This window comes from Pseudomonadota bacterium (assembly GCA_018242545.1).
Taxonomy (GTDB): Bacteria; Pseudomonadota; Alphaproteobacteria; order 16-39-46; family 16-39-46; genus 16-39-46.
Genome location: JAFEBT010000024.1, coordinates 1 through 23366, shown reverse-complemented (window position 1 = coordinate 23366; position 23366 = coordinate 1). Strand labels below are relative to the sequence as shown.

The 23366-nt window shown below is 32.9% G+C and carries 15 protein-coding genes and 1 pseudogene; 6 read left to right on the top strand and 10 right to left on the bottom strand.

The window, feature by feature from the left end:
* Positions 1–640 precede the first annotated feature (640 nt).
* The 3 genes from JSS34_04460 to pyk form a co-directional block, all read right to left on the bottom strand.
* Complete coding sequence (locus JSS34_04460; protein MBS0185577.1) at positions 641–1069, bottom strand: hypothetical protein; 429 nt, start codon at positions 1067–1069, stop codon at positions 641–643.
* Between the two features lie 163 nt (positions 1070–1232).
* Positions 1233–1760 (bottom strand): DUF882 domain-containing protein, encoded by a 528-nt coding sequence (locus tag JSS34_04455; GenBank protein MBS0185576.1) that lies wholly within the window; start codon positions 1758–1760, stop codon positions 1233–1235.
* Positions 1761–1821: 61 nt separating this feature from the next.
* On the bottom strand, positions 1822–3243 hold the full coding sequence (gene pyk, locus JSS34_04450; protein MBS0185575.1) for a pyruvate kinase: 1422 nt from the start codon (positions 3241–3243) through the stop codon (positions 1822–1824).
* Between the two features lie 127 nt (positions 3244–3370).
* Between pyk and JSS34_04445 the strand changes: the two genes are divergently transcribed.
* The 5 genes and pseudogenes from JSS34_04445 (at position 3371) to JSS34_04425 (ending at position 11464) form a co-directional block, all read left to right on the top strand.
* Positions 3371–5116 carry a cation:proton antiporter gene (locus JSS34_04445; GenBank protein MBS0185574.1) on the top strand — a complete coding sequence of 582 codons (1746 nt, stop codon included), beginning with the start codon at positions 3371–3373 and terminating at the stop codon, positions 5114–5116.
* Between the two features lie 338 nt (positions 5117–5454).
* Positions 5455–7464, top strand: coding sequence for a transketolase (gene tkt / locus JSS34_04440; protein ID MBS0185573.1), 2010 nt, complete (start codon positions 5455–5457; stop codon positions 7462–7464).
* 1 nt (position 7465) lies between these two features.
* Positions 7466–8500, top strand: coding sequence for a type I glyceraldehyde-3-phosphate dehydrogenase (gene gap / locus JSS34_04435; GenBank protein ID MBS0185572.1), 1035 nt, complete (start codon positions 7466–7468; stop codon positions 8498–8500).
* Positions 8501–8926: 426 nt separating this feature from the next.
* A pseudogene (locus JSS34_04430) lies at positions 8927–10006 on the top strand (IS481 family transposase).
* 66 nt (positions 10007–10072) lie between these two features.
* The gene (locus JSS34_04425) at positions 10073–11464 is read left to right on the top strand and encodes an MATE family efflux transporter (GenBank protein ID MBS0185571.1); all 1392 of its coding nucleotides are present in this window, start codon (positions 10073–10075) and stop codon (positions 11462–11464) included.
* Here JSS34_04425 and JSS34_04420 read toward each other — a convergent pair.
* Complete coding sequence (locus JSS34_04420; GenBank protein ID MBS0185570.1) at positions 11451–15764, bottom strand: amino acid adenylation domain-containing protein; 4314 nt, start codon at positions 15762–15764, stop codon at positions 11451–11453. The two genes, JSS34_04425 and JSS34_04420, sit on opposite strands and share 14 nt — an antisense overlap.
* A gap of 27 nt (positions 15765–15791) precedes the next feature.
* Positions 15792–17327, bottom strand: a complete 1536-nt coding sequence (locus JSS34_04415) for a DUF1933 domain-containing protein (GenBank protein MBS0185569.1) — start codon at positions 17325–17327, stop codon at positions 15792–15794.
* A 225-nt stretch (positions 17328–17552) separates the two neighbouring features.
* Between JSS34_04415 and JSS34_04410 the strand changes: the two genes are divergently transcribed.
* Positions 17553–18842, top strand: coding sequence for a hypothetical protein (locus tag JSS34_04410; GenBank protein MBS0185568.1), 1290 nt, complete (start codon positions 17553–17555; stop codon positions 18840–18842).
* Positions 18843–18892: 50 nt separating this feature from the next.
* Here the strand turns inward: JSS34_04410 and JSS34_04405 are convergent, their stop codons facing one another.
* The 5 genes from JSS34_04405 to JSS34_04385 all read right to left on the bottom strand — a co-directional run bounded on the left by JSS34_04405 (position 18893) and on the right by JSS34_04385 (position 23345).
* Positions 18893–19846, bottom strand: a complete 954-nt coding sequence (locus JSS34_04405) for a hypothetical protein (protein MBS0185567.1) — start codon at positions 19844–19846, stop codon at positions 18893–18895.
* Between the two features lie 209 nt (positions 19847–20055).
* The gene (locus JSS34_04400; protein MBS0185566.1) at positions 20056–20709 is read right to left on the bottom strand and encodes an RraA family protein; all 654 of its coding nucleotides are present in this window, start codon (positions 20707–20709) and stop codon (positions 20056–20058) included.
* 54 nt (positions 20710–20763) lie between these two features.
* Complete coding sequence (locus JSS34_04395; protein ID MBS0185565.1) at positions 20764–21498, bottom strand: 4'-phosphopantetheinyl transferase superfamily protein; 735 nt, start codon at positions 21496–21498, stop codon at positions 20764–20766.
* A 35-nt stretch (positions 21499–21533) separates the two neighbouring features.
* Positions 21534–22811 (bottom strand): diaminobutyrate--2-oxoglutarate transaminase, encoded by a 1278-nt coding sequence (locus JSS34_04390; protein MBS0185564.1) that lies wholly within the window; start codon positions 22809–22811, stop codon positions 21534–21536.
* A 99-nt stretch (positions 22812–22910) separates the two neighbouring features.
* Positions 22911–23345, bottom strand: a complete 435-nt coding sequence (locus tag JSS34_04385; protein MBS0185563.1) for an aminotransferase class IV — start codon at positions 23343–23345, stop codon at positions 22911–22913.
* Positions 23346–23366 lie beyond the last annotated feature (21 nt).

Genomic DNA, 23366 nt, shown 5'->3' with positions numbered 1-23366 from the left:
TCAATATCTCTTCTCTCTCCTTCTTTGTCAATTTAATTGATGACACGCCCTAAATTTTAAAAATTTTGTATATTCTTAAAGACATATTTTCCATTTGAAACGATGGGAAGGGAAAACAAAGAACCTCATATTATCCAAGAAAATACCTCACTTTATAACATCAAAAATTATGCTGGGAAAAATCCAGAGGTTTCTTGGTAAAATTTTAAAATCATAGAATGGAGGATATTCTGAGATTGCACCATATTCTTAAAATAGAAGAAGATCTACAAACAAAAAATGAGCTTGTTTTATCGGTAGGAGGTAAAATTTAATTATAATTTTTCTTAACACCTGACATATTTTCATAAAAAATAAAAAGTAGGATTCTGTCCAGAAAAGAGAGAATCTGTGAGAAAGGCAAGTGGTGGCGTAAAGCATGTAACCGAAAGTATAGCGGATGATCTAGAGACAAAGAGACAGAATTTCCAAAGAATTGGATAAGCAGATAGAGCAGCAAGCATATTGTTGTGCCGATCTATACATACATCAGAATTAGCACATGTTCTGCTCTATACTCTTAAGAATGCAAAAGAAAACTATCGTTTTATTAAAGGCATGCTATTAACATATGGAAAAATTATCTTTGTATTCATCTTTATCAATACAAAGGTGTTGGAAATCTCGGATGATTTATCCTTTCTATCAAAAACGTTCCATTTTTAACTTTTTCCAAATCTTCTTCTAAATATTGAGCAGGAACAGGAATACAGGCCCTATTTGTTGGATCATTACAGAAATCTAGAATTTTAGAAACATTAACATTACACTGTGGAAATTCAGGTTTTTCTCTATCAGATGTAACAATAATACCTTTTACACCTTTGGCTCTTTCTTTAACAAATTGATCTGTATAAACAAGACTTATTGTTCTTGGACTTTTTACATTTTCTAGAACAGCCAATTCTTGCGCTTCATTACATTCAATATCATACGTCATCAAAGATTGGGACCATTCCTTAGCAAACACATAGGATGTAATAAGACTTAAAAAGCCAAAAAACAACATTAAAAAAAAGAATCTTTTCATACACATGCCCCCATTATAGTTAAGTATTTTTTATATATCCAAGATTTAAGGGTTGGATAATTTTTTAATTCATTCTAACCTTTGATTAAAATTAAAAACAAACTCTCTCATTGTCAACAAAATGTATGCCTTGATATTTTCATAATCTTAACTTTTTTAAAATTTAGCGCCCTATCCAAGTTTTTACTTTTTCAAGGTCTACATGAATAAAATTAGAATGAGGATAATATCCAACGCCTCCTTTTTTAAGAGATATAGCTTTATCACGCAACATTTTTAAAGGAACGCCAGGAACACGGATATCAATGGCACGTCCTGACATATGGGCACTTTTATGGTAAACACTCTTACTTTTCTGACGCAACATGTTATTTGTAGAAAGGCTTCTGTATCCTGAAATAACATAAAACCAAACATCTTTAAAATCTGTTGATAAGTTTTCAGAAATCTCAAAAAGAAGATCTAAGAGCAGAACGTCTATCTCATGAATTTCATTTGTTCTATGATCACGCAAAATATAATTTATCTTTTCTAAAGCTTCTGGAATATAATTTCCAAAGTCATCTTTATAAGCACCTGAAAATGTTTCAGCAGTATGCGTGTTATAAAATTGCAAGAAGCTTTGCGAAAAAACTTGAGAGGAGAAGAAAAAGATCCCCAAAACAAGGCCTCTTAAAATATTTTTCTTCATTAAGAACATACTCTTTTAATTTATTAACAAAATACTCTTAAACTTCTTTAATTATGGGCTATTACGCATGAATAATACGTAACATATTTGTTGCGCCCGGTGTCCTAAAAGGTAGACCAGCTGTTAAAACCAATCTCCCTCCTTTGTAACAAAATCCTTTTTCTTTTGCAATTGTTCTACCAAGATTCTCCATTTCAAGAATATCATCTACATAAGGCGTCACGACAGAATACACTCCCCATACAAGTGTTAGTCTCCGTGCAGTATTTAAATTTGGTGTCAATCCTAAAATAGGTGCACGTGGTCTTTCTCTCGCAGCTCTCTGAGCTGTAGCTCCTGTCTCTGTACATGTTACAATTGCAGCCACTTCAAGTGTATCAGCAATTTGGCGTGCGGCTCCTGTAATCGCGTCTTCTTCTGTTGCTCGAGGCAAAAATCGATTGGCTTCAACAAATTTTTCATAAAAAGAATCTTGTTCAACACGATAAATAATACGTTGCATAATTTCAACAGCTTCACTGGGGTATTCTCCTGAAGCAGATTCTCCTGATAACATAACAGCATCTGCACCATCATAAATTGCTGTTGCAACATCAGAAGCTTCCGCACGCGTAGGGGTGGGAGAATGAATCATAGACTCTAACATTTGCGTTGCAACAATCACAGGCTTTCCAGATTGTTTTGCAATGTTGATAACATGTTTCTGAATGCTCGGAACTTCTTCTGCATTCATTTCAACACCTAAATCTCCGCGAGCAACCATTACAGCATCCGACTGCTCAATAATTTCTCCAACATGTTCCACTGCCAAAGGTTTTTCAATTTTAGCAATAATTCCGGCGCGTCCTTGAATAATTTTAGAAGCGTCATAAACATCTTCCGGCGTTTGAATAAAAGAAAGAGCAACCCAATCTACCCCTAGTTTTAATCCAAATTGAAGATCTTTATGATCTTTTTCCGTTAAAGCAGAAATCGGAAGCTTTACACCTGGAACATTAACGCCTTGTCGATTTGAAAGAAGGCCTGATGTTAAGATTTCAACATTTGCAAAATCAGAGCCATGAGAAAGTACCCTTAAACGAATTTTACCATCAACCATTAATAAAATAGCATCTTTTTGAAGAACTTTAAAAATTTCAGGATGAGGAAGACACACCCGTTTTTCATTCCCAAGAGAAGTTTCAAGATCAAGCCGAAAAACATCTCCCTTTTTTAAAAGAACAGATTCTTTTTCAAACAGGCCAACACGTAACTTAGGCCCTTGCAAATCCATAAAAATTCCAAATGGCCGATTCAATTCTTTTTCAAGAAGACGAATAATTTCAAACCGTTTTTGATGATCTTCATAGTTTCCATGAGAAAAATTCAAACGAAAAACATCAACTCCTTTAAGAGCAAGCTGCCGAATTTCTTCATATTGAGATGAAGAAGGGCCTAAAGTCGCTATAATTTTAGCATGGCATAAAAATTTTTCTTGATTCATGATAAAGTGTCCTAAAAAACAACGCATTCCTTAAAATACTATATAGACTTCTAGAACATTTGACACAAACTTATTTTTTAGGCAAATTCCTTAATAAAGCAATTATTTTTTATACCGAAGAGGATCTGTGGGCTTACAAAGTTATTTACAGGATACTTTAGTTTTCTTAAGTGCAGCTATTTTAGTTGTAACTTTGGTTAAACGCGTTTTAAAAAGCCCCTTTCTTGGTTATTTGTTAGCTGGCCTTCTTATTGGACCTTTTGGGCTAAATTACGTTAAAGAAGTTTCACAAACCAAGCACCTTGCTGAATTTGGCGTTGTTTTCCTTCTTTTTACAATTGGTCTCGAGCTTTCCTGGGAACGCTTGGTCTCTTTGAGACGTTATGTGTTTGGGCTTGGAACCGCTCAAGTTTTTATCACAAGTACCATTATAGCTTTAATTGTTAACTTTGGGTTTAATCTCCCTTTGGGAGCATCTATTATCATTGGCGCAGGTCTTGCCCTCTCTTCTACTGCCGTTGTTGTTCAAATTTTGGCAGAACGAGGAGATCTTGCAAGCAGATATGGACGTATTTCCTTTTCTATTCTTTTATTTCAAGATTTAGCCGTTGTTCTTTTTTTAGTTCTTGTTAATTTTCTAACGAATGAAGAAGGGGAAATTAGTACACACCAATTGCTTATTGCGCTCGGTGTATCTGTCGTTAAAGGAATTGTTGTTCTTGTAGCAATCGGATTTCTAGGGCGTGTTCTCTTGAGGCCTGTTTATCGTTTTATTGCAAACACCAAAAATTCTGAACTTTTTGTCGCAATGACCTTGTTGCTCATACTTTTGACTGGTTATACGACAAATTATTTTGGTCTTTCCATGGAATTGGGAGCTTTTTTGGCTGGGCTATTATTAGCAGAAACAGAATACAGGCACCAGGTTGAATCAGACATTCACCCCTTCAGAGGGCTTCTCCTCGGACTTTTCTTCATAAGCATGGGAATGGGAATAGATATTAGACTCTTATGGGACAATTTATTTATTATTTCAGGCCTTCTCTTATTCCTTTTATTTGGAAAATTTCTAATTGTTTTTGTGCTTGGTAAACTTTTTAAACTATGGTGGTCAACTTCTCTTCGAATCGCTCTTTTATTGTCAGCAGGAGGTGAGTTTGCTTTTGTTCTATTTGCCCCTTCTGCCGCTTCTGGTCTTTTTCCTCCAAATGTTGTTCCTCTTCTTTATCTTATTGTTGCCATATCAATGGCATTGACACCTTTACTTGGACATCTTGGAAAACTTTTGTCAAATTTTGTGAGTCCTTTTGAAACAAAAAATAATGCTATTGCAATTGAAGAAGAAACAAGAGATATGACATCGCATGTTGTAATTGTAGGATTTGGCCGCATTGGAAACATTATTGCGCGCCTTTTAAATGACCAAATGATTCCCTTTGTTGCTATTGATATGAATATGGCGCGTGTGAGTGAAGGAAGAAAATTAAACCTTCCTGTTTTTTTTGGAGATGCTCGACGCGCAGAAATTTTTCATGCTATTAGTATGGGGAAAGCTAAAGCTGTTGTTCTGACACTTGATCAACCCGGAACTGTTTCAAGAGCAGTCATGACACTTAAACGCAATTTCCCTAAAATTCCGATTTTTGTGCGAGCGCATGATAACGAACATGCTGAAAAACTTAAGAAAGCAGGTGCTGTCGTTGTCGTTCCCGAGATGTTAGAACCTAGTTTACAGCTGGGATCACAAATCCTTCTTTTAGCTGGAGTTTCAAAAGATCAAGTTAATAAATCGGTAGAAACACTTCGACATAAACTTTTAGAACAAACTACCCCTTCTTCTTTAGAAGTAAAAGAAGATTTAAAATCCTCATAAAAACTAAAAATCTCTCTAAATGTTCTCCTTCCTTAACTTGTTTTTATGAGTAAAAAAGAATTTTTATTGTTTTTAAAATTTTGGAATAATTTTTATCCAGATCTTGAATTTTTTTCCTAACTCCCCTAGAGTCCTATCAAGAAAGTTTTAAATTCTTTGTCTAAATTAGAACAACAGCCTTCTTATTCCTTAAGGCTAAGATCAGTCTCTAAAAATTGTTTTTTGAGCTGCCTCTTATTGAAGCCTATGGAATTCTCTTTCTCTAAAAACAAAAGGCGATGATTTTATTAAAGATAAATTCTCAATATAAGGACTCTTAAATGACTATAACAAGCTCTATGTTTAAAGACCTTTCTCCAAGTTTCCTTTTACAAATGAGCAATTGCATTCGTTTTTTAAGTATTGATGCTATTGAAAAAGCTCAATCTGGTCATCCAGGAATGCCCATGGGGATGGCAGATGTTGCAACAGTCCTTTTTACAAAATTTCTTAAGTTTAATGCGCAGGATCCCCTTTGGCCAGATCGCGATCGATTTGTTCTCTCAGCAGGCCATGGATCGATGCTTCTTTATTCTCTTCTTTATCTCAATGGGTATAAAGATATGTCCCTCGAAGATTTAAAGCATTTCAGAGAATTAAATTCAAAGACAGCAGGACATCCAGAATTTGGATTTGCCTCTGGCATCGAAACAACAACGGGTCCTCTCGGTCAAGGACTTGCAAATGCCGTTGGAATGGCCTTAGCAGAAGAAATTCTACGAGCAACTTTTGGATCTGACCTCGTGAATCACCATACTTACACCATTGTTGGAGATGGTTGTTTAATGGAAGGCATATCTCAAGAGGCAATTTCTCTAGCAGGCCATTTTAAACTTTCAAAACTGATTGTTCTTTTTGATGATAATCATATATCAATTGATGGTGACACGTCTCTTAGTACTTCTGATAACACACGTCAAAGGTTTGAAGCTTCAGGATGGCATGTTCAACAAATTGATGGGCATTCTTTCGTTGAAATCGAAAATGCTCTCCAAAAAGCACAAGAAAATTCTATGCCCTCCTTGATTGCCTGCCGTACAAAAATTGCTTTTGGAGCGCCAACAAAAGAAGGAACATCAAAAGCGCATGGCGCGCCACTTGGGCCTGATGAAGTTGCAAAAACACGTATAAATTTAAATTGGTCTTCTCCGCCTTTTGAAATCCCAGAAACACTTTTAAATGCTTGGAGAGAGAATGGAATTCGTTCTGAAATAACTTTAAAAAATTGGGAAAAAAGATGCACTCTTTCTCCTCTTTCAAGTGATTTCAATCGACGCTTAAAAAAAGAACTTCCTGCAGGATGGGAAGAAAGCCTTGTTCCCCTTATAGCACAAATTATAAAGGATCGTCCTAAGCTTGCAACACGTCAATGTTCTCAAAAAGTTTTAGATCACCTTGTTCCTATCATCCCTGAGCTCATTGGAGGATCCGCAGATTTAACCGAATCCAATAACACAAAAGCTCAGAAGGCTGATGTCATTTCACCTCCTAATTTTAAAGGACAATATATTCATTATGGGATTCGTGAACATGGTATGGCAGCTTTGATGAATGGTCTTGCACTTCATGGAGGGATCATTCCCTTTGGCGGAACATTTCTTATTTTTAGTGATTATTTAAGACCTGCTCTAAGACTTTCTGCGCTGATGGGAATTCAAGTTATATATGTTTTAACGCATGACTCTATTGGACTTGGAGAAGATGGTCCCACACACCAGCCCATTGAGCATCTCTCTTCTTTACGGATGATCCCGAATCTTTTTGTCTTTCGTCCAGCCGATGGCGTAGAAACGGCAGAATGTTGGGCTGTTGCTCTTAAAATGTCACATGCTCCTTCCGTTCTTGCTTTAAGCCGGCAAGGGCTTCCCACACTTCGGCAAGATGCTTCTTGGTCTCCTTCTCAGAATTTATCAGAACGCGGAGCATATATTTTGAAAGACACTTCTTTCAAGACAAGAAAAATAACACTTCTTGCAACAGGATCGGAAGTTTCTTTGGCTCTTGAGGCTCAAAAAGAGCTTGAACAACTTTCCATTCCAACTGCTGTCATTTCAATGCCGTGTGCAGAGCTCTTTGATGCTCAAGATCCCGCTTACAAAGAATCTGTCCTCGGGAAAGAAACTTTAAAAATTTCAATTGAAGCAGGATGCGGCGATTCATGGGCGAAATATACTGGAAATTTTGAACATCATATTGGGATTAATACATTTGGAGCTTCTGGAAAAGGCCCAGATGTTATGAAACATTTTGGATTCACATCAGAAAATATTATAAAATTTGTTAAACATCTCTTAGAAAAAGGAAAATAAGATGGCTATACGCATTGCGATTAATGGTTTTGGACGAATCGGACGCATGATTTTACGGGCCTTTTTGGAAGCGCGGGCACAAAATCCACATGTTTATAAAGATCTTGAATTTGTGGCTATTAATGACTTAGGAAATGTTGAAACAAATGCCCATCTTTTTAAATATGATTCCATCCATGGCATATTTCCTGGCTCTGTCGAAACGAAAAATGGAGATCTGTGCATAGATAGTCTTACCATTAAAACTTTTGCAATCGCTACGCCTTCTAATCTGCCTTGGAAAGAATTAAAAATTGATATTGTTTTCGAATGCTCAGGACATTTTACCGAACGTTCAAAAGCAGAAGAACATCTTAAAGCAGGAGCTCAAAAAGTTCTGATTTCTGCACCTGCTGAAGGAGCCGACTTAACAGTTGTATATGGAGTTAATCAAAATAAGCTTAAAGCTACAGATCAGATTATTTCAAATGCTTCCTGTACAACAAATTGTCTTGCCCCTATTGCTTTTGTTCTTGATAAACATATTGGAATTGAACGGGGGTATATGACCACGGTTCATGCCTTTACAGGAGATCAATCCCTCGTTGATAGCATTCATAAAGATTTAAGACGGGCACGTGCTGCAACTCTTTCTATGATTCCGTCAACGACCGGAGCGGCCCGTGCAGTTGGATTGGTTCTTCCTGAACTTAAAGGAAAACTAGATGGAACTTCCATTCGTGTTCCTGTTGCAAATGTTTCTTTAGTTGACTTAACGTTTATTTCAAAACGCCCTGTCACAGTTGAAGAAATTAATGAAATTATGAAGAAATCTTCTGAGGAAAAAGAGTTAAAAGGTATTCTAGATATTTCTTCTCTTCCCTTGGTATCAACTGATTTCAATCATTGTAAAGCAAGTGCAACCTTTGATACAACCCAGACTCAAGTGGTCGAGCATACTTTTTGTAGAGTTCTTGCGTGGTATGATAATGAATGGGGGTTTTCGAATCGTATGCTTGATACATCTCTCGCCATTGCAAAAACATTTCAAAAATAGGATTTATTGAATTTTTTCGTTTGTCCACCCCAAGCATTTATCTCAAGAAACTCTCCTTTTATAGAGAAAAGGTTTTTCTTTCTCCAAATATGTCTTATGGAGGAAATATTTCTTTCAAAAAATTCTTTAAATCTTCTATAACCACTTGATAAGAAGGTATTGTATGCTGCAAAGGGGATAGCCACTGACCCCATGTCCTCTCCACTTGGCTAATAGAACCTGATTTGAAAAAATCTTCGTAATTTAAAAAAATTTTCTGAGTTTCTGGATATTTTTCATAAAAATGTTCTTTAAAATTCTTTAAATTTAAATCTTGTTTATATTGTTTGAAGATCCACCATAAGTCATAATCTGTAAGAGACAGAATTTGATCTGACAGACAGTAAAAAAATGGTATAAAAAACTGTCAAACGAAAGAATAAAGAAATGACGTTAGATCAAAAAATCATTAAACCAAAAATTGGGCTTTTAAATCTTGCAAAAGAACTCGGAAATGTAAGCCAAGCGTGCAAAGTTCTCGGGTATAGCCGTGATACATTTTATCGATTTAAAGAGCTATATGAAACGGGAGAAGAAGAAGCTCTCCAAGAAATAAGTCGGAAAAAACCTCTTCTTAAAAATAGAGTTGCCGATTATGTCGAACAGGCTTGCATTAATATAGCTCTTGAAAACCCTGCTTTAGGCTAATTGCGTGTTTCAAACGAGCTTAAAAAACAAGGTATTCTTCTTTCTGCTGGAGGGGTGAGAGGTGTTTGGGTTCGTAATGATCTTGAAACCTTAAAAAAACGCTTAAAAGCTAAAGTTGCTCAAGATGGCCTTATTTTAACGGAAAGACAAATAGCTATTTTAGAAAAAGAAAAGGAAAAAAGAGAAGCCCTTGGGGAAATAGAAACAGAAAATCCTGGCTATTTAGGAGCCCAGGATACTTATTTTGTTGGAACTTTTAAAGGAATTGGACGTGTGTACCAACAGACATTTATAGATACATATTCGCGTGTTTCAGAAGCAAAACTTTATATCGAAAAAACAGCCTTAACAGCTGCAGATTTTTTGAACGATCGGGTTCTGCCCTTTTTTGAAAAGCACGGGATTCCTCTTTTACGTCTCTTAACGGATAGAGGGACAGAATATTGCGGTAGGCCAGAATCTCATGCTTACCAACTTTATATGGCGATTGAAAATGTTGATCATAGTAAAACCAAAGCCTACCATCCTCAAACGAATGGAATTTGTGAACGTTTTCATAAGACAATGAAGAATGAATTTTATGATATTGCCTTACGAAAAAAGATTTATTCTTCTATCGAAGAGCTTCAAAAAGATGTTGATGCTTGGCTTTTAGAGTATAATGAAGTGCGCCCTCATAGTGGTAAGTTTTGTTATGGAAAAACCCCCATGCAAACCTTTTTAGATGCCAAGCACTTGGCTCTTGAAAAATTTATTGTCTCTGATAAGCTTCAGGTCAATATTCCTTCTTTATCACCACCATTTATTGTTGTGGAATAATCTCTCATGAAGTAACTGTCTGTCAGATCAAATTCTGTCTTTTACATTTTAATATAGAGATTTTTAATGTCCACTGCAATTCTCAAAATTACAAAAGATTTAAGGAAAACAGTGTATCCAAGTATTCTATTAACGATTAATCAAACTATTCACATATTGGGTAGAATAATTATCGTGGCTATCTTAGCAAAAGTTAGCAAAGAAACTTTTGCTGCAAGTGCTTTTATTTTTAGTATTTTAAGTTTATCGACTTTGTCCTATTATTTTCTTTCAGCAATATCTCTTTTAATTAGACGATCTTTAAATGAAAATGATACTCATAAAACACAATTGATAGTTCAATCATCGTTTCTAGTAAGTATAATGCTTGGTATTTTAATCATTGGTTTCTTTTTTTATTTAAACCCAATACTTAGAATATTTAATCTCCCAAATCAAATAATCCCTATTGTTATAGATTTTTTTAAATCTTATTCTTATGCAGTTATTCCAATTTGTATTTTTTATGCTTTGCAAAGTATTTTTATAGGCTTGTCTTCTTATTATTGGGTAATTTTAAGCAACATTATTTCAACAACAATAACAATTTTTTTTATTTATATGGGTTCCTTAGGAAAATTTGGGCTTTCGGAATTTAATGTTGATATGATTGGTTATATGTTTTTAGTATATGGAATATTAGGAACATTGATAATGGGCATTCCACTTTTTCGTTATTTTTCCTTAGATTTATTTAAATTTAAAATTAAGAAATGCTTTGAGAAAATAGGAGATATTTTGCGACTTGGCTTTGTAATTAGTCTCCAAAACGCGTATGAGCTTATTCTTCAATTCATTAATATTAATATGGTGGGATGGTTAACTTTAGATTGTGTAGCTATTCAGCATTTTTTTAACCAGTATAAATTATGTGCAGTTATGTTTATAATTGGGTGTTCACAAGCAACTAGCCTTGCCGTATCTCAATATTTTAATAGTCCATTCTCTAACAACATAAAGAAACAAATAAAATATCATCTTCTTATAGGAACTTTAATTATTACGATACTGGTTATTGGTATTTGGATTTTCTTTGAATATTTAGCATTATATTACCTTGGGAAAATTTATATCGAGCAAAAGGCACTAATTCACAAATTATTCCTCATGATAACTTTAGGTCTCTTTATTTATATGTTTAGAAACCTTTGTTTTGCTGCCTTAAGAGGATTGTTTGATAACGTAAAACCTTTGTATTTTTGTATCAGTATAAACTTTCTTTTTGGAATTCCCTTAGATTACTATCTGGCATTTACTTTGAATTTAGGTATAATTGGAATTAACATCGGAGCAATATTGACGACAACAATTTTGGGAATTTTATTGTTCGTTAGGCTTAAGAATAAAATTAAAGATCATGAAGCTTCAGGCTCTCAGAAGCTGGCTGTTTCTCAAACAACCAAATTTAAAGTATTTTAATATAATTATAGAAATATTCTTGCTTATAAGTTGGAAGAGGCATTTTCAAATTGTTCAGAAGAACTTGAAAATTTTTATTGACAATCGTATAATCAGGTGAAGAAATTCGCTGCATATTATTAAATTTTCCCTGAAAATAAGCTTCATACAAAGGTGTAAGAGCATTATCAGCAGTTATTCTTGACAGAACTTGTTCATTCCAGTCTGATTTGGGTATTAAAGAGATTGGAAATCCTTGATTAATCATCCATTCGAAAATCATATTTATTGAAATTGGTCTGTCTTGCACCATGTTAATAGTTTGACCATTTACGACATTACTCATTAAAGATGAAAGAATAATAAACTTTGCTGCTATATCTACAGGAAGTATATATCTCGCATCATTTGTTTTTGGAGCAATTCCAAATTGAAGACATCCTTTTATAAAAGATAATAAGTGTATCCGATGTCTTGGTCCCTTCCCAGTTTTGCTATGCCCAAAGATATTAGGTAACCGATAAATCGTTGTTCTGAATCCCCTTTTGTTGGCATCACTCAATATCTTTTCAGAGACCCATTTTGTTAAAGAATATCCCTCTGTATCTCTATGTGGCCAATCCATAGGAGAACATTCATGCACAATTTTTTGGGTTTGATCTATATCAAAGATTGTACTTAACGTTGATATATAATGAATATGTTTTAATTGGCATTGCGTACTGAATTTGAGCAATTCTATAGTGCTTTGAACATTGGTATTTCTGAGGAGTTTATAATTGTGTAAATGATGAACATAAGCTCCACAATGGTAAATAACATTTATCTTTTTTGCTAAATCATTCCAAAGAGTTTGCTTCATTCCTAAACGAGGTAAGGAAATATCTCCCAAAATAATATGTACTCTTTTATTTTTTAGAACATCTTTAAGATCATAGTATTCTAAGTGCTTTATAAAAGAATTCTGTGCTTCAAAATAATTGTTTCCGCGTAACAAACAATAAATATGGGCATCTGTGTTATTCAGAATTTCATGGAGTAGATGTATTCCAACAAATCCGCTTGCTCCTGTCAAAAGAATATTCTTTATGGAAGAAGAAAAAGAATTTATAGTATTTTCTAAAGTTATTTTATGTGCACTTTCAATATCTGTATATAATGGATGGAAAGATTTAGACTGTTTTTTTGAAGGTGATTTCTTTAAAAGTTTTTCAATGTGCTGTGCAAAATTTTTAAGTGTATGATATTCAACTATCTCAGAAAATGTTATATCAACATTCAATTCTTTCTTTATTTCATAAATTAAAAGCCCTGCAGAAATTGAATTTCCTCCAATTTCAAAAAAACTGGTATTTAAACCAATAAGGTCTTGAGTTAAATTTAATATATCTGCCCATAGTTTAGAAACCTGATGCTCAAAAATGGTTTTAAGCGGAATTATATTTATGGTATCAAAGGATTCTGGAATGGGGAAAGCGCTTCTATCGATTTTTCCATTGGAGGTAAGGGGAAATTTTTTTAATTTTATAATTTTGCGTGGAATCATATATTCCGGTAACTTCTTGCCAAGATAAGAGAATAGTGATTCTTCATTAAAAGGTTTTTTTGGAATACAATAAGCTATAAGCTGTATTTCAAAGTGACCCTGTGCCAAGGTATGTTCTTTTGCTATGACAATTGCTTGTAAAATATGTTCAAAATTATTTAAAATTGTTTCTATTTCTCCAATCTCAATCCTGTGCCCTCTAATTTTAATTTGAGCATCATTTCTTCCTATGATTTCAAGTTGTCCACTTTTATTCCAACATGCGATATCGCCTGTTTTATATATTTTATTATAGATACCTGCCGTGTTCTGATTAAAAGGATTATCCAAAAATTTCTCTTTTGATTCATTATCTTTATTAAAATAACCAACTGCTAAACCTATCCCACTAATGTAAAGTTCCCCTAAAACGTAAGGAGGAAGAGGATTTAAATAATTATCTAAGACGTATACAGATGTATTTGAAATGGGCCTACCAATAGAATAATTATTTTTTGTTAGTTTTTGACAGGTTGACCAAATGGTCGTTTCTGTAGGCCCATAAACATTGTAAACCTTCTTAAATTTAGAAAAAAGCTCCGTCGCTAACGTTTCATATAATTTTTCTCCTCCACATAATATTTTTATATTTGGGTCCTTCAAAATATTTACAAGAATTTTCCATTCAGAGGGTGTTGCTTGTATAACAGTAGCATTAGATTGGTTAATATAATCACCAAGTTTAATATAATCTTTTCTAATTTCTTCTGGTATTATAATAAGTTGAGCTCCCTTCGTTAAAGGAAGAAGGATCTCTAGGAGTGAAATATCGAACCCAATTGATGTCATATAAATAATTTTATCTTTAGAAGAAATATTAAGCTTTTTTGAAAAATATTGGACAAGATTTGTAAGGCTGCTGTGCTTGATCATAACTCCTTTAGGATTTCCTGTGGAGCCAGAGGTATAAATAAGATAAGCAATTGGATCTTGATACCCATTGACAGACTCTGAATTATGAGTTGCCTTTATCGTATGCGCATTTTGAAACTCAATAAGACTTACTTCATCTAGAATACTTACTTCAGATTCCCTAAAAAAAACGAGGTCTTTGATTTTCTGGAAAAAATTTTTATCCGTTAAGATTATAGAAACTTCGCTTTCCTTTAAGATTTGTATAATTTTTTCTTTTGGGTAAGAAAGTGGGATAGGCAAATATATACACCCAGCTTTAAAAATACTCATTAAGCTAATTATTTGATTAATACTTCTGTCCATACATACGGCAATAATCTTATTTTTTTGTTGAAAGCCTTGCAATTTCTTTTCTAAAAAAAACGCTAATGCAGTAATTTTAGAGAAAATCTCTTGATAACTTATAGATTGATCTTTAAATAAAATAGCACATTCATGGGGGATTTTTTTCGCAATCTTCTCAAAAAAATCAAAAACTTTAGGTATTCTTTTTTTTGATTTAAATGTTTTATGAGCAGCTATGATTGTTTTTTCATATTCTAAATGTGTAATAATCCCAATCTCTTTTGTAGATACATAAGGAGTTTCAAGCAACTTATTTAAAAGATTCTCAAAGTGCCCTCCCATCCTTTTCACAAAATCATCTGAAAAACGGGAAGACTCATAATTAATTTCAAGAAAAATTTCTTCTTCTATAGTTTGATATTTTATGGATAAAATTGAAGCATTCATATTACTTGTAGGCTTTGCTATCATGGAAGATGAAAGATTAGGAGAGCAGCGCCTTAAGCTCGTCTCAGAGAAACTCAATTCAAACATTTTTTTCATGTTTAAGTTATAATGTAGGCTTTCTTTTATAGTTCTGACAGCTGGTAAAAACCTGTCTTGTCTGGAGTTAATGCATTCCCGCCCTTGAGACAATTGTTCTAAAAATGTTCCACTCTCATTAAAACGGAAAAAGCATGTATTTATAAGGCCTAGTTTTATCTTTTTAAATTTATTAATTTTTACAGAAGCTGGAAAATTTATTACGATTTTATCTTGCCCGAGATAACGGCTAAGAAGAAGTGCCCAAACATTTAGCAAAATATTAAAAACAGAAAAGCTGTGAAGTTCAGAAAAATTTATTAATTTAGAAAGTGTTTTTTTAGAGAGAACAAACTGAACCTGTTTTCGAGAAGTATTATAATTAGAATGTGAATCACCTCTCAAAGATATTTTAGGATTTTCACGAAATTCAGATAATTTTTTTGCTATGATACTCGGATCAAAACGTCCAATGTTTTTTTTCTCAAAGTCGAGATATTCTTTTAAAAAGATGCTCTCTTGGAAATCGTTTTTTGTAGCCTGCATTTCATTATAATAATCTGATAGCAAACTCATTAATGAATCAAATTGAGTTCCATCGACTATAATATGATGAAAAATTGCAATAAAAGTGGTTTCTCCTGAGGAGATATTTTTAAGAAGATAAAAACGGTATAGTGGACCAGTTATAAGATTAAATGGGGATTGAATTGCATGTTTAATAGTCTTTTTTTCTTGAATTTTATTTTTTATTTCATGACAAGATAGAAAAACTTCTTGATTTTGAAATATTTTTTGCATGAGGCGATCGTCTTCTTCAAAAAAAAGTGTTCTTAAATTGTAATTGGAGTTGACCAAAGAATTAAGAGCTCTTTTTAATTGAGCGACATCAATGTAATCTTTTGTTGTGTATATACCCTGTAAATGATATTGAAAATCATTAGGCTTAAGCTTCCAATCAAGCCAAAATGGGACGCTATATTGACTCGCTTCACATAAAATAAAGTTTTGCATATCTGAAGATACTTTTATTATAATAGTTTAATAATTTACTAGTTTTTTTAAAGTCTTTGGGGAATCAAGATCTTCTATCGGGACATGATGAACAAATATTTTTTCAAATAAACTATACATAAATTGATCTTTTTTTTCATATCCAAAATTAGAAGATATTCCCAAATAATCACTAAACATTTTGTGTATAGAACTTGCCCTTTCAATCGCGATTTTTTCTCTCCAGCAAATATTTTCAGGAAGATAATTTTTTTCCATTGCAAAATTCCGCAATAAATATTTGACATGATTTTTAGCAATTTTGAGATTTGGATCTAAATGTAGGCTAAAAGCAATCATTTTGTTGCTACAAAAAGGATGACGTACATCTATGCCCCATTTTTGTGCTACAAAAGGCCTAAATTCCCCGCGCCATTGAACACGCTGGAAACCTTTCCAAAGTCTTTCGTATAAAGAAGAAAGATCAACAGAGGGTGTGGCATGCCCAGCAAACAACATGTCCGCTCCATACCCTGTTAGTACTGTTTTTCCTAATTCAGAAATTTTCTTATACATTAAATAAAAAGGGGCATGGATTTCTCCACAAACGCCATCATAAATTTCATTATAAAACACACTATGAACCAAGGCTTGGATAAATGAAGGCAACTCCATAAAAATTTCCAAGTGATGCGATCCTAGAAGCTTGCTAACATCTTGAGCAAAAGAAAATTCATTAGCATCTTCCCTTCCTATAGAAACAGTCCAGAGTTTTTTGACTTTTTTATTTGCCAAAGCTGCAACTAAGCTTGAATCTAATCCTCCAGATAATGGGATAGAAATTTCTGTCTGATTTCCAATTGCATCCATAATAGATTGATTAAAAAGTTCTTCAAATATTTGTGTTGCCTGTTCTTCTGATAAAAACAAAGGTTTTTTTGAATAAAAATTATGATAGGAATGGAGTTTAATTTGTGCATCCGGTAAACTTGAAATTGATAAACACATTCCAGATGGAATTCTTTTTATGTTTTTAAAAATATTTGACTTATCAGGATTATTAAGAAAAAATTTAGACTCTCTCAGAGAATTTAAGCAAAGGTCTATTCCTTCTATTCCAATTAAGTTTTTAATTTCGGTGGTTATCCAAATATTATCATCTGAATCTTTTGTATAATAACAGGGCATTTGACTAAATAAATCCGTATATACAAAAACTTCATTAGGTTGCTTAAAGTATACCAATGTATAGCAACCTTCAAGTAAAGAGAGTGCATGCTCACCAAAAGCCGATAATAAAAGGAGAACAACTTGTGCCGGACTATACAACATAACATCCCTTTCTAAAGGGAGCATCATTTTTTTTAAGGCAGAAATATTATAAATTTCTCCAATAACAATTAAAGCCTGCTTTTTTAACTTGGCAAAATATTGATCAAACTCTCCAATGCATTCCGTTCGGATATTCACTTGGTAGGAGTTTATTATAAATTGTTTCCATAAGTGCAAAGGATAATAGCGGTTTAGATTCGTTTTTGAATCTATATTTTTTCGTTTATTTGTCATAAAAAAAGAATAGATCATGAAATAACCTGTTTCGTTAAAATTTCTTGTAACAATTGGATTTAGGATTTATTGTCGTATAAGAGATAGTATTTTTTAATCTAAATATACGAAAGGTATATTTTTATGAAGCTAAACTTTCTCAAAGAATATTAAGAATGTCAATCCTATGTTATTTAAGTTTTTCTTAAAATTACATTCGACTTAAATTAAATATAAAGAAGTATTTTTTATGAGGGGGAGAGAATGAAAACATTTGTGTTCATTGATTCTGTTGGAAGCGGTCGAGAACTTGCATATTTATTTAAAGCCAATCAAATGAGAGTTATTAACATTAAAACTCCTATTTTTGTTTCTGGACAAAGAACAGAGTCAAATATCTTTAATGAAGAAATAGAATTTAATATGGATTTTTCTTCTTTAGTGAAAAGCCTAGCAAAACAAAGAATCATAGGTTTTTATGCTCCCGTTGACTATAATCATAAACTTAAATATGAATTAACAAAATATTTTTTTCCAGAGCGTATTAATTCTAAAGGAGACCCCGACACGAGCAATAAAGACACTTTACAGAGCTTTTTAAAAAAATTAGATATTCCCAATTTTCCTTGCGTTGAAATAGATGATGAAAAAACTTTTTCTAATTTTATTAAAAATTTTGATATGTTTATCGTAAAACCAAGATTAAGCAATGGATCAATTAACACAAAGGTTTATAATTCTTCAAATTATGATTATGAGTTTCAAAATAAGAAAGGAGGATATTTTAGAAATAGTTCCTTTATCGCTCAACCTTATTTTTTAGGAAAAGAGTACACTTGTAGTTTCAGTTGGTATATGAATAATGACAATAAACTAAAGATTAAAATAAGAAGCATCGTCCATTTGGAAAAGATTTTAGTAGATGGGGTTCCAGTCCCACAATTATCAACACTTGTTAACCATGAAGATAAGATTGTAAAAAGAATAGAAACATATCTGGAGAAAATATGTCCGTATTTGCCAATGAAATTTGGTTCTGCAAGCTTTGGTTTTATTCTCGAGGCTTGCACAGATATTTTATATATCATTGATTTTAATGATAGGCTTTCTGATTTATCAGGGAGTAGTTTAGGAACATTCAAAAGCACAGGGGGCACACAAATGTTAGATTTTATTAACTTGCACATATGTCCTGAAGAGTTCAATTTCCAAGCAAATCTTCCATACCTCACAAGAAGCCTTACTTGTATTTTTTATTTGCTTGTAAAAAAAGAAGGGTTTTTAAACTGTTCCACAGACAACGTAGGGCAATTTAATAATGCAATAAAAAATTTAGATTCATATCAAACCCATTATTTAGAAGTGTTTGACTCATCTGGCATAAAGTATGTTAATAAAACGATACGTCAAAGACAACAAATTGCACGTGTCACACTTTCTCATAGAGACCCCAATATTTTAAAGGCAGATAAAGAGAAGATGTTTGCGATGCAAGAAGAATTAAACGATAGCATTAGGAAAGATGATACGGACGGACTTTTAAATATACTATGATCCAATAAAATCGAAGTTTTTCTATTGAGCAACAGAAAGAGTAATCAGCCTTAAAGGCTTCTTTCTTTAACCATTAGAGAAAGAGAATTCTGAGCTCTTTCTTCATATATCTCTATGAGTTTTGTTAAAAATTCTTTTGAGTTTAAGTTATATTGAGATTTTAATTGTAATATTTTGTCTAAATTATAATTTAAAACAGCTGTACATGTATCTTCAAATTTTGTCAAAACATGCTGGCCCTCATTAAGATAAATATTTTGATAAATAGTTTCAAAAATAGGAAACAACTTGATATCTAACATTCCATTCATCCCTAAAAACATTCCAATAAGCTCTAAAGATAAATTGCTTCCCTTGCCAATTCCACAAATCGATGTATCGATCAAACTTGCTCCTGCTTTAATGGCTTGCAAAGCATTTGATAAAGCAAAACTAAGCCCATTATGTGCATGAAACCCAAGCTGAGCTCCAATATTTTCATGTAATTCATATATGATTTTATAGACCCGCTCAGGCAAGAGAGCTCCATTGGAATCTGCCACACAAATCCAATCTGCATTCCAGGATTCAGCTATTTTAGCAGCAGAAATAATTTCTTTTAAGCTATGCTCGCTTGATCTAATTATATTAATTGAGACTTTAAATCCTGCCTCTTTTGCTTGGTATACATAAGATTCTATTTCTTTGATACTTATAGGAAGGCAGGGAAATCTTAACAAACTGACGGGGGTTAAAGCAAGTTCCTTAAAATTAATCCGTGAAGCATTTTTTGACTGTATCATCATACAATAGGTAGCTTTTGCTTTTGGTAAATTTTCTAGATATTCTCTACCGCATGAGGATGGGCCAGGCTCTTTAACATGATCGTTCCAATATCCAATTTCAATAAATTCTATGCCGGCTTGCAATAAGGCTTTTATAATAGAATAAGCTGTTTTTTTATTATCAAGATACTCCGCTACATAAAGTCCATCTCGTAAGGTAACATCTAGAAATTTTAGCATTATATTTTACCCTTTTTTAAATTCAAGGATGAAGTGTAAAACGTTTAAGTTCTCAATAAATATAAAAGTAGATAGCCCAAATGAGAAATTTTAAGGCATATAAATATTCTTTAAAGTGTTTCATTCAAATTCTCCATAGATAAAAACTTTATTTATGTGCAGATATTTTTTTCTTTATTATTTTTTTGTCTCTCAATAATAAAGCCATCCTAAGAAAGTCTTTTGGAAAACTTATTATAATTATGTCTGATTCTTGCCTCTTTCAAGGGTATTAATTGTTCAAGATCCAATATTATTCTTTCTTCCATATCTTTTATTTGTTGAGCAATGGTCAGTACCTCATCAATTTTATTATAGGGAAAACAGAGCACACCAGAGTCATCTGCACATATAATATCACCAGGAAATATTGCTGTATTCTCAATTTGAATTTTTTGTTGCTTTGAGGAAAGGTAGACACGATTTTTTCCTGACTTCATATAGGTTGTGCGACAAAACATAGGAAAGTTTGCTTGCTTAATTTCATCAATATCTCGACAAGCTCCATCAATTATACATCCTGCAATTCCTCTTTGTTGAGCAACATATGTTAATATGCCACCCCAAACCGTACAAAAATCGCGACCATGATTTGAAATAACAATAATTTTTCCTTTTTCAACCTCATCAATGAATTCTGCAGCTGGCCCCATTTCTCCTTCTTTTACCTCCTTAAATTCTAGAGTAAAAGCTTCTCCAACGATGCGTTGCCCAGAAATAAGAGGGGTGATTCCTTCTAAGCCTCCATTAATGCCAAGAATATCTAGGGCATCAGAAATAATAGGAGTCGAAAAATTTAAAAGTAGTTGCATCTTTTCGTTCATGATAAAATCCTAAAATATATTGTATAGATGTATTGAAAATAAAGCATTCTGTTTTTAAGAGTTAAGAATGCCCTTTGAGAAGAAAGCTTGGGAAGAGGTTAAGTTTATTATATTAACGAAGGCGTTTTTTTTTCTTACGGCTACAGCTCCAAGATAATTGGGTAAAGTATGAAGAGGACAAAAAGTCCAATTTTTTTTGATTTCTTCTTCAGAATCACGCATTTGGATAACTTTAAATATTTCTTTTGGAAGGATTGTTGTTTCTATATTTGAAGGACTTCTTGATAAACCAGTTCCAAGGGCTTTTAGAAAAGCTTCCTTAAGCGTCCATAATTTGTAAAATAAATACACCTTATCCTTATTAACTTTATTATATATTTTAAGCTCTTTTTGACTTGCTATGAGAGAGCATAAGTTTTTAATTGGAATTTTATTATCCATAAATTCAATATCAATTCCTATTTCATGATCATAGGAAAAAGCATAACAAATGACATCTTTAGAATGAGATATATTAAAATGCAATTTTGGATTATTTTTACAAAAAGGTTTTTGAAAGTCATTATATACATATTGAACATCAAAAGGTGCACAGGAAAGATATTGGCTAAGTAAAATACGCAAAATTCCGTGTGAAATAAGGTAATCCTCTTTTAGATAATCAAATAAGAATTTTTTCGCTTTCTCTTTTTCTGCATCTGAAAGATACATGGTTAACAAAGGAACACAAACTCTTAAATCTTTAAGATTAAGAATAAAGATAGTTACATTATCACTGGAGAAAAACATTTCCTCTCATCCTTTTTGCTTTACTTTAATATATCTTATTCACAAACTAAATCCTTATCTTTTTCTAAGACGATTACAATAGACTCTTTCAAAATTGAGATCGCTTCTTTAAGAGCTAATTCCGTAATAATAAGAGGGGGTAAAAGCTTTAATACTTGTTTTTCAGCTCCGCTTGTTTCTACCAATAACCCTCTTTTAAAACATTCCAGCGCAACTTTATAAGCAGTTTTAGGATTTTCCCATTCAAGACCACGGATAAATCCTAAACCTTTAGTCATAGGCCGTTCACCTTCATTAAAGCTATGAGAAAGATTTTCTAATAATGTATCAAATAATTTTGAAATTTTGTTTGTTTCAGAAACAAACTCTATGTTATTCCAGAGATTAATAACACCTTGGGCCGTGACAAAAGCATAATTATTTCCTCTAAATGTACCATTATGTTCTCCTGGCTTCCAAACATCCAGATGTTCTTTCAACAAAAGTAAACTCATTGGTAACCCAAGCCCACTTAAAGCTTTAGATAAGCAGATAATATCTGGGTTCAATTCGGTCAAATGCTCAAAACTAAAAAATTGACCGGTTCGTCCACATCCCGCTTGAATATCATCAATAATCAATAGAGCATCATATTTTTGAGCTAAGTCTTGAAGTCTTAATAACCATTCGTCGCTTGCTTTATTGAGTCCGCCCTCTCCTTGAATTGTTTCCACTATAAATGCAGCAGGCAGATTATATCCGCTACCAGCATCTGAGAAAAGCTTATCGATAAGACTGATTGTATCTATATCGCTCCCAAAATAATTATCATAGGGCATAAAATACGTATTGTATAATCCAACGCCTGCTCCGGATCTTTTGAATCGCGACCCTGAAAGAGACAAAGCCCCGAGCGACATTCCATGAAAAGCATTGGTAAAACTAACAATAGGCTGTCTGCCAGTCATTTTTCTCGCTATTTTACAAGCCGCCTCAACCACATTAGCGCCTGATGGGCTGCAAAATTGAAACTTATACTGATAGGAACGTGGCAACAAAATTTTATCATGAAAGTTTTTGATAAAATCTTCTTTTTCTAAAGTTGCCATATCTAATGAATTCACAATTCCATTTTTATCAATATGGTGACGAAGCAAATCAAGAATTTGTGGATGATTATGCCCGTATGCTAGAGATCCTGCTGCACAAAAAAAATCTATGTATCTCTTTCCAGCTTCATCAAAAATTTCATACCCAAGTGCAGACTTAAAAACCACTGGAAAAATTCTACAACATGCTCTCACTTCTGATTCAAAAGAATTTATATATTGCATTTTAATTACCCTAAAAGATCGTTAATAAATAGTATAATTTTTATTTCCGTTGGCACTTTTTGTATGAAATAAAAATCTTTCTTATTGGCATACATCTGATCAAATAAAACTATTTTTAATCTCCAACCAATCTTTAAAATCTAAATTTTTTCCATACATCACGTCAAAGTATTTTTTTATTAAAAACAATGTTTTTTTTTCTTTATGCCGATTATTCAGTAAATAGCGATCTATTGAAACTATGGGAAGAATTTCACATCCTGTTCCACAAAGAAATGCTTCATCACAATTGTATATTTCTGATCTATCAACATTTCTTTCTTCAACCTTTATACCCTCTGTTTTTGCAAGCACGATAATAAATTTTCTTGTGATGCTTTCAAGAATATCTGACCCTAAATCTGGAGTAAAAAGAACGTTATCTTTAATAAAAAAAACACAGGCTGTGGGAGCTTCAGAAATTTTTCCATGAGAATTTAAGAGTAATACATTATCATATCCCTCACTACCCGTCATTTTCTTAAAAGATAACATTTTTAGTCCTTTCCAGTAGAT

Bases quoted from the DNA above. Each gene is read 5' to 3' on its own strand.
- JSS34_04390 (MBS0185564.1), bottom strand. From the start codon at position 22,811: ATGCAATATATAAATTCTTTTGAATCAGAAGTGAGAGCATGTTGTAGA.
- JSS34_04385 (MBS0185563.1), bottom strand. From the start codon at position 23,345: ATGTTATCTTTTAAGAAAATGACGGGTAGTGAGGGATATGATAATGTA.
- JSS34_04460 (MBS0185577.1), bottom strand. From the start codon at position 1,069: ATGAAAAGATTCTTTTTTTTAATGTTGTTTTTTGGCTTTTTAAGTCTT.
- JSS34_04425 (MBS0185571.1), top strand. From the start codon at position 10,073: ATGTCCACTGCAATTCTCAAAATTACAAAAGATTTAAGGAAAACAGTG.
- JSS34_04395 (MBS0185565.1), bottom strand. From the start codon at position 21,498: ATGTTTTTCTCCAGTGATAATGTAACTATCTTTATTCTTAATCTTAAA.
- JSS34_04415 (MBS0185569.1), bottom strand. From the start codon at position 17,327: ATGATCTATTCTTTTTTTATGACAAATAAACGAAAAAATATAGATTCA.
- JSS34_04400 (MBS0185566.1), bottom strand. From the start codon at position 20,709: ATGAACGAAAAGATGCAACTACTTTTAAATTTTTCGACTCCTATTATT.
- JSS34_04405 (MBS0185567.1), bottom strand. From the start codon at position 19,846: ATGCTAAAATTTCTAGATGTTACCTTACGAGATGGACTTTATGTAGCG.
- tkt (MBS0185573.1), top strand. From the start codon at position 5,455: ATGTTTAAAGACCTTTCTCCAAGTTTCCTTTTACAAATGAGCAATTGC.
- JSS34_04420 (MBS0185570.1), bottom strand. From the start codon at position 15,764: ATGCAAAACTTTATTTTATGTGAAGCGAGTCAATATAGCGTCCCATTT.
- JSS34_04410 (MBS0185568.1), top strand. From the start codon at position 17,553: ATGAAAACATTTGTGTTCATTGATTCTGTTGGAAGCGGTCGAGAACTT.
- gap (MBS0185572.1), top strand. From the start codon at position 7,466: ATGGCTATACGCATTGCGATTAATGGTTTTGGACGAATCGGACGCATG.
- JSS34_04455 (MBS0185576.1), bottom strand. From the start codon at position 1,760: ATGAAGAAAAATATTTTAAGAGGCCTTGTTTTGGGGATCTTTTTCTTC.
- pyk (MBS0185575.1), bottom strand. From the start codon at position 3,243: ATGAATCAAGAAAAATTTTTATGCCATGCTAAAATTATAGCGACTTTA.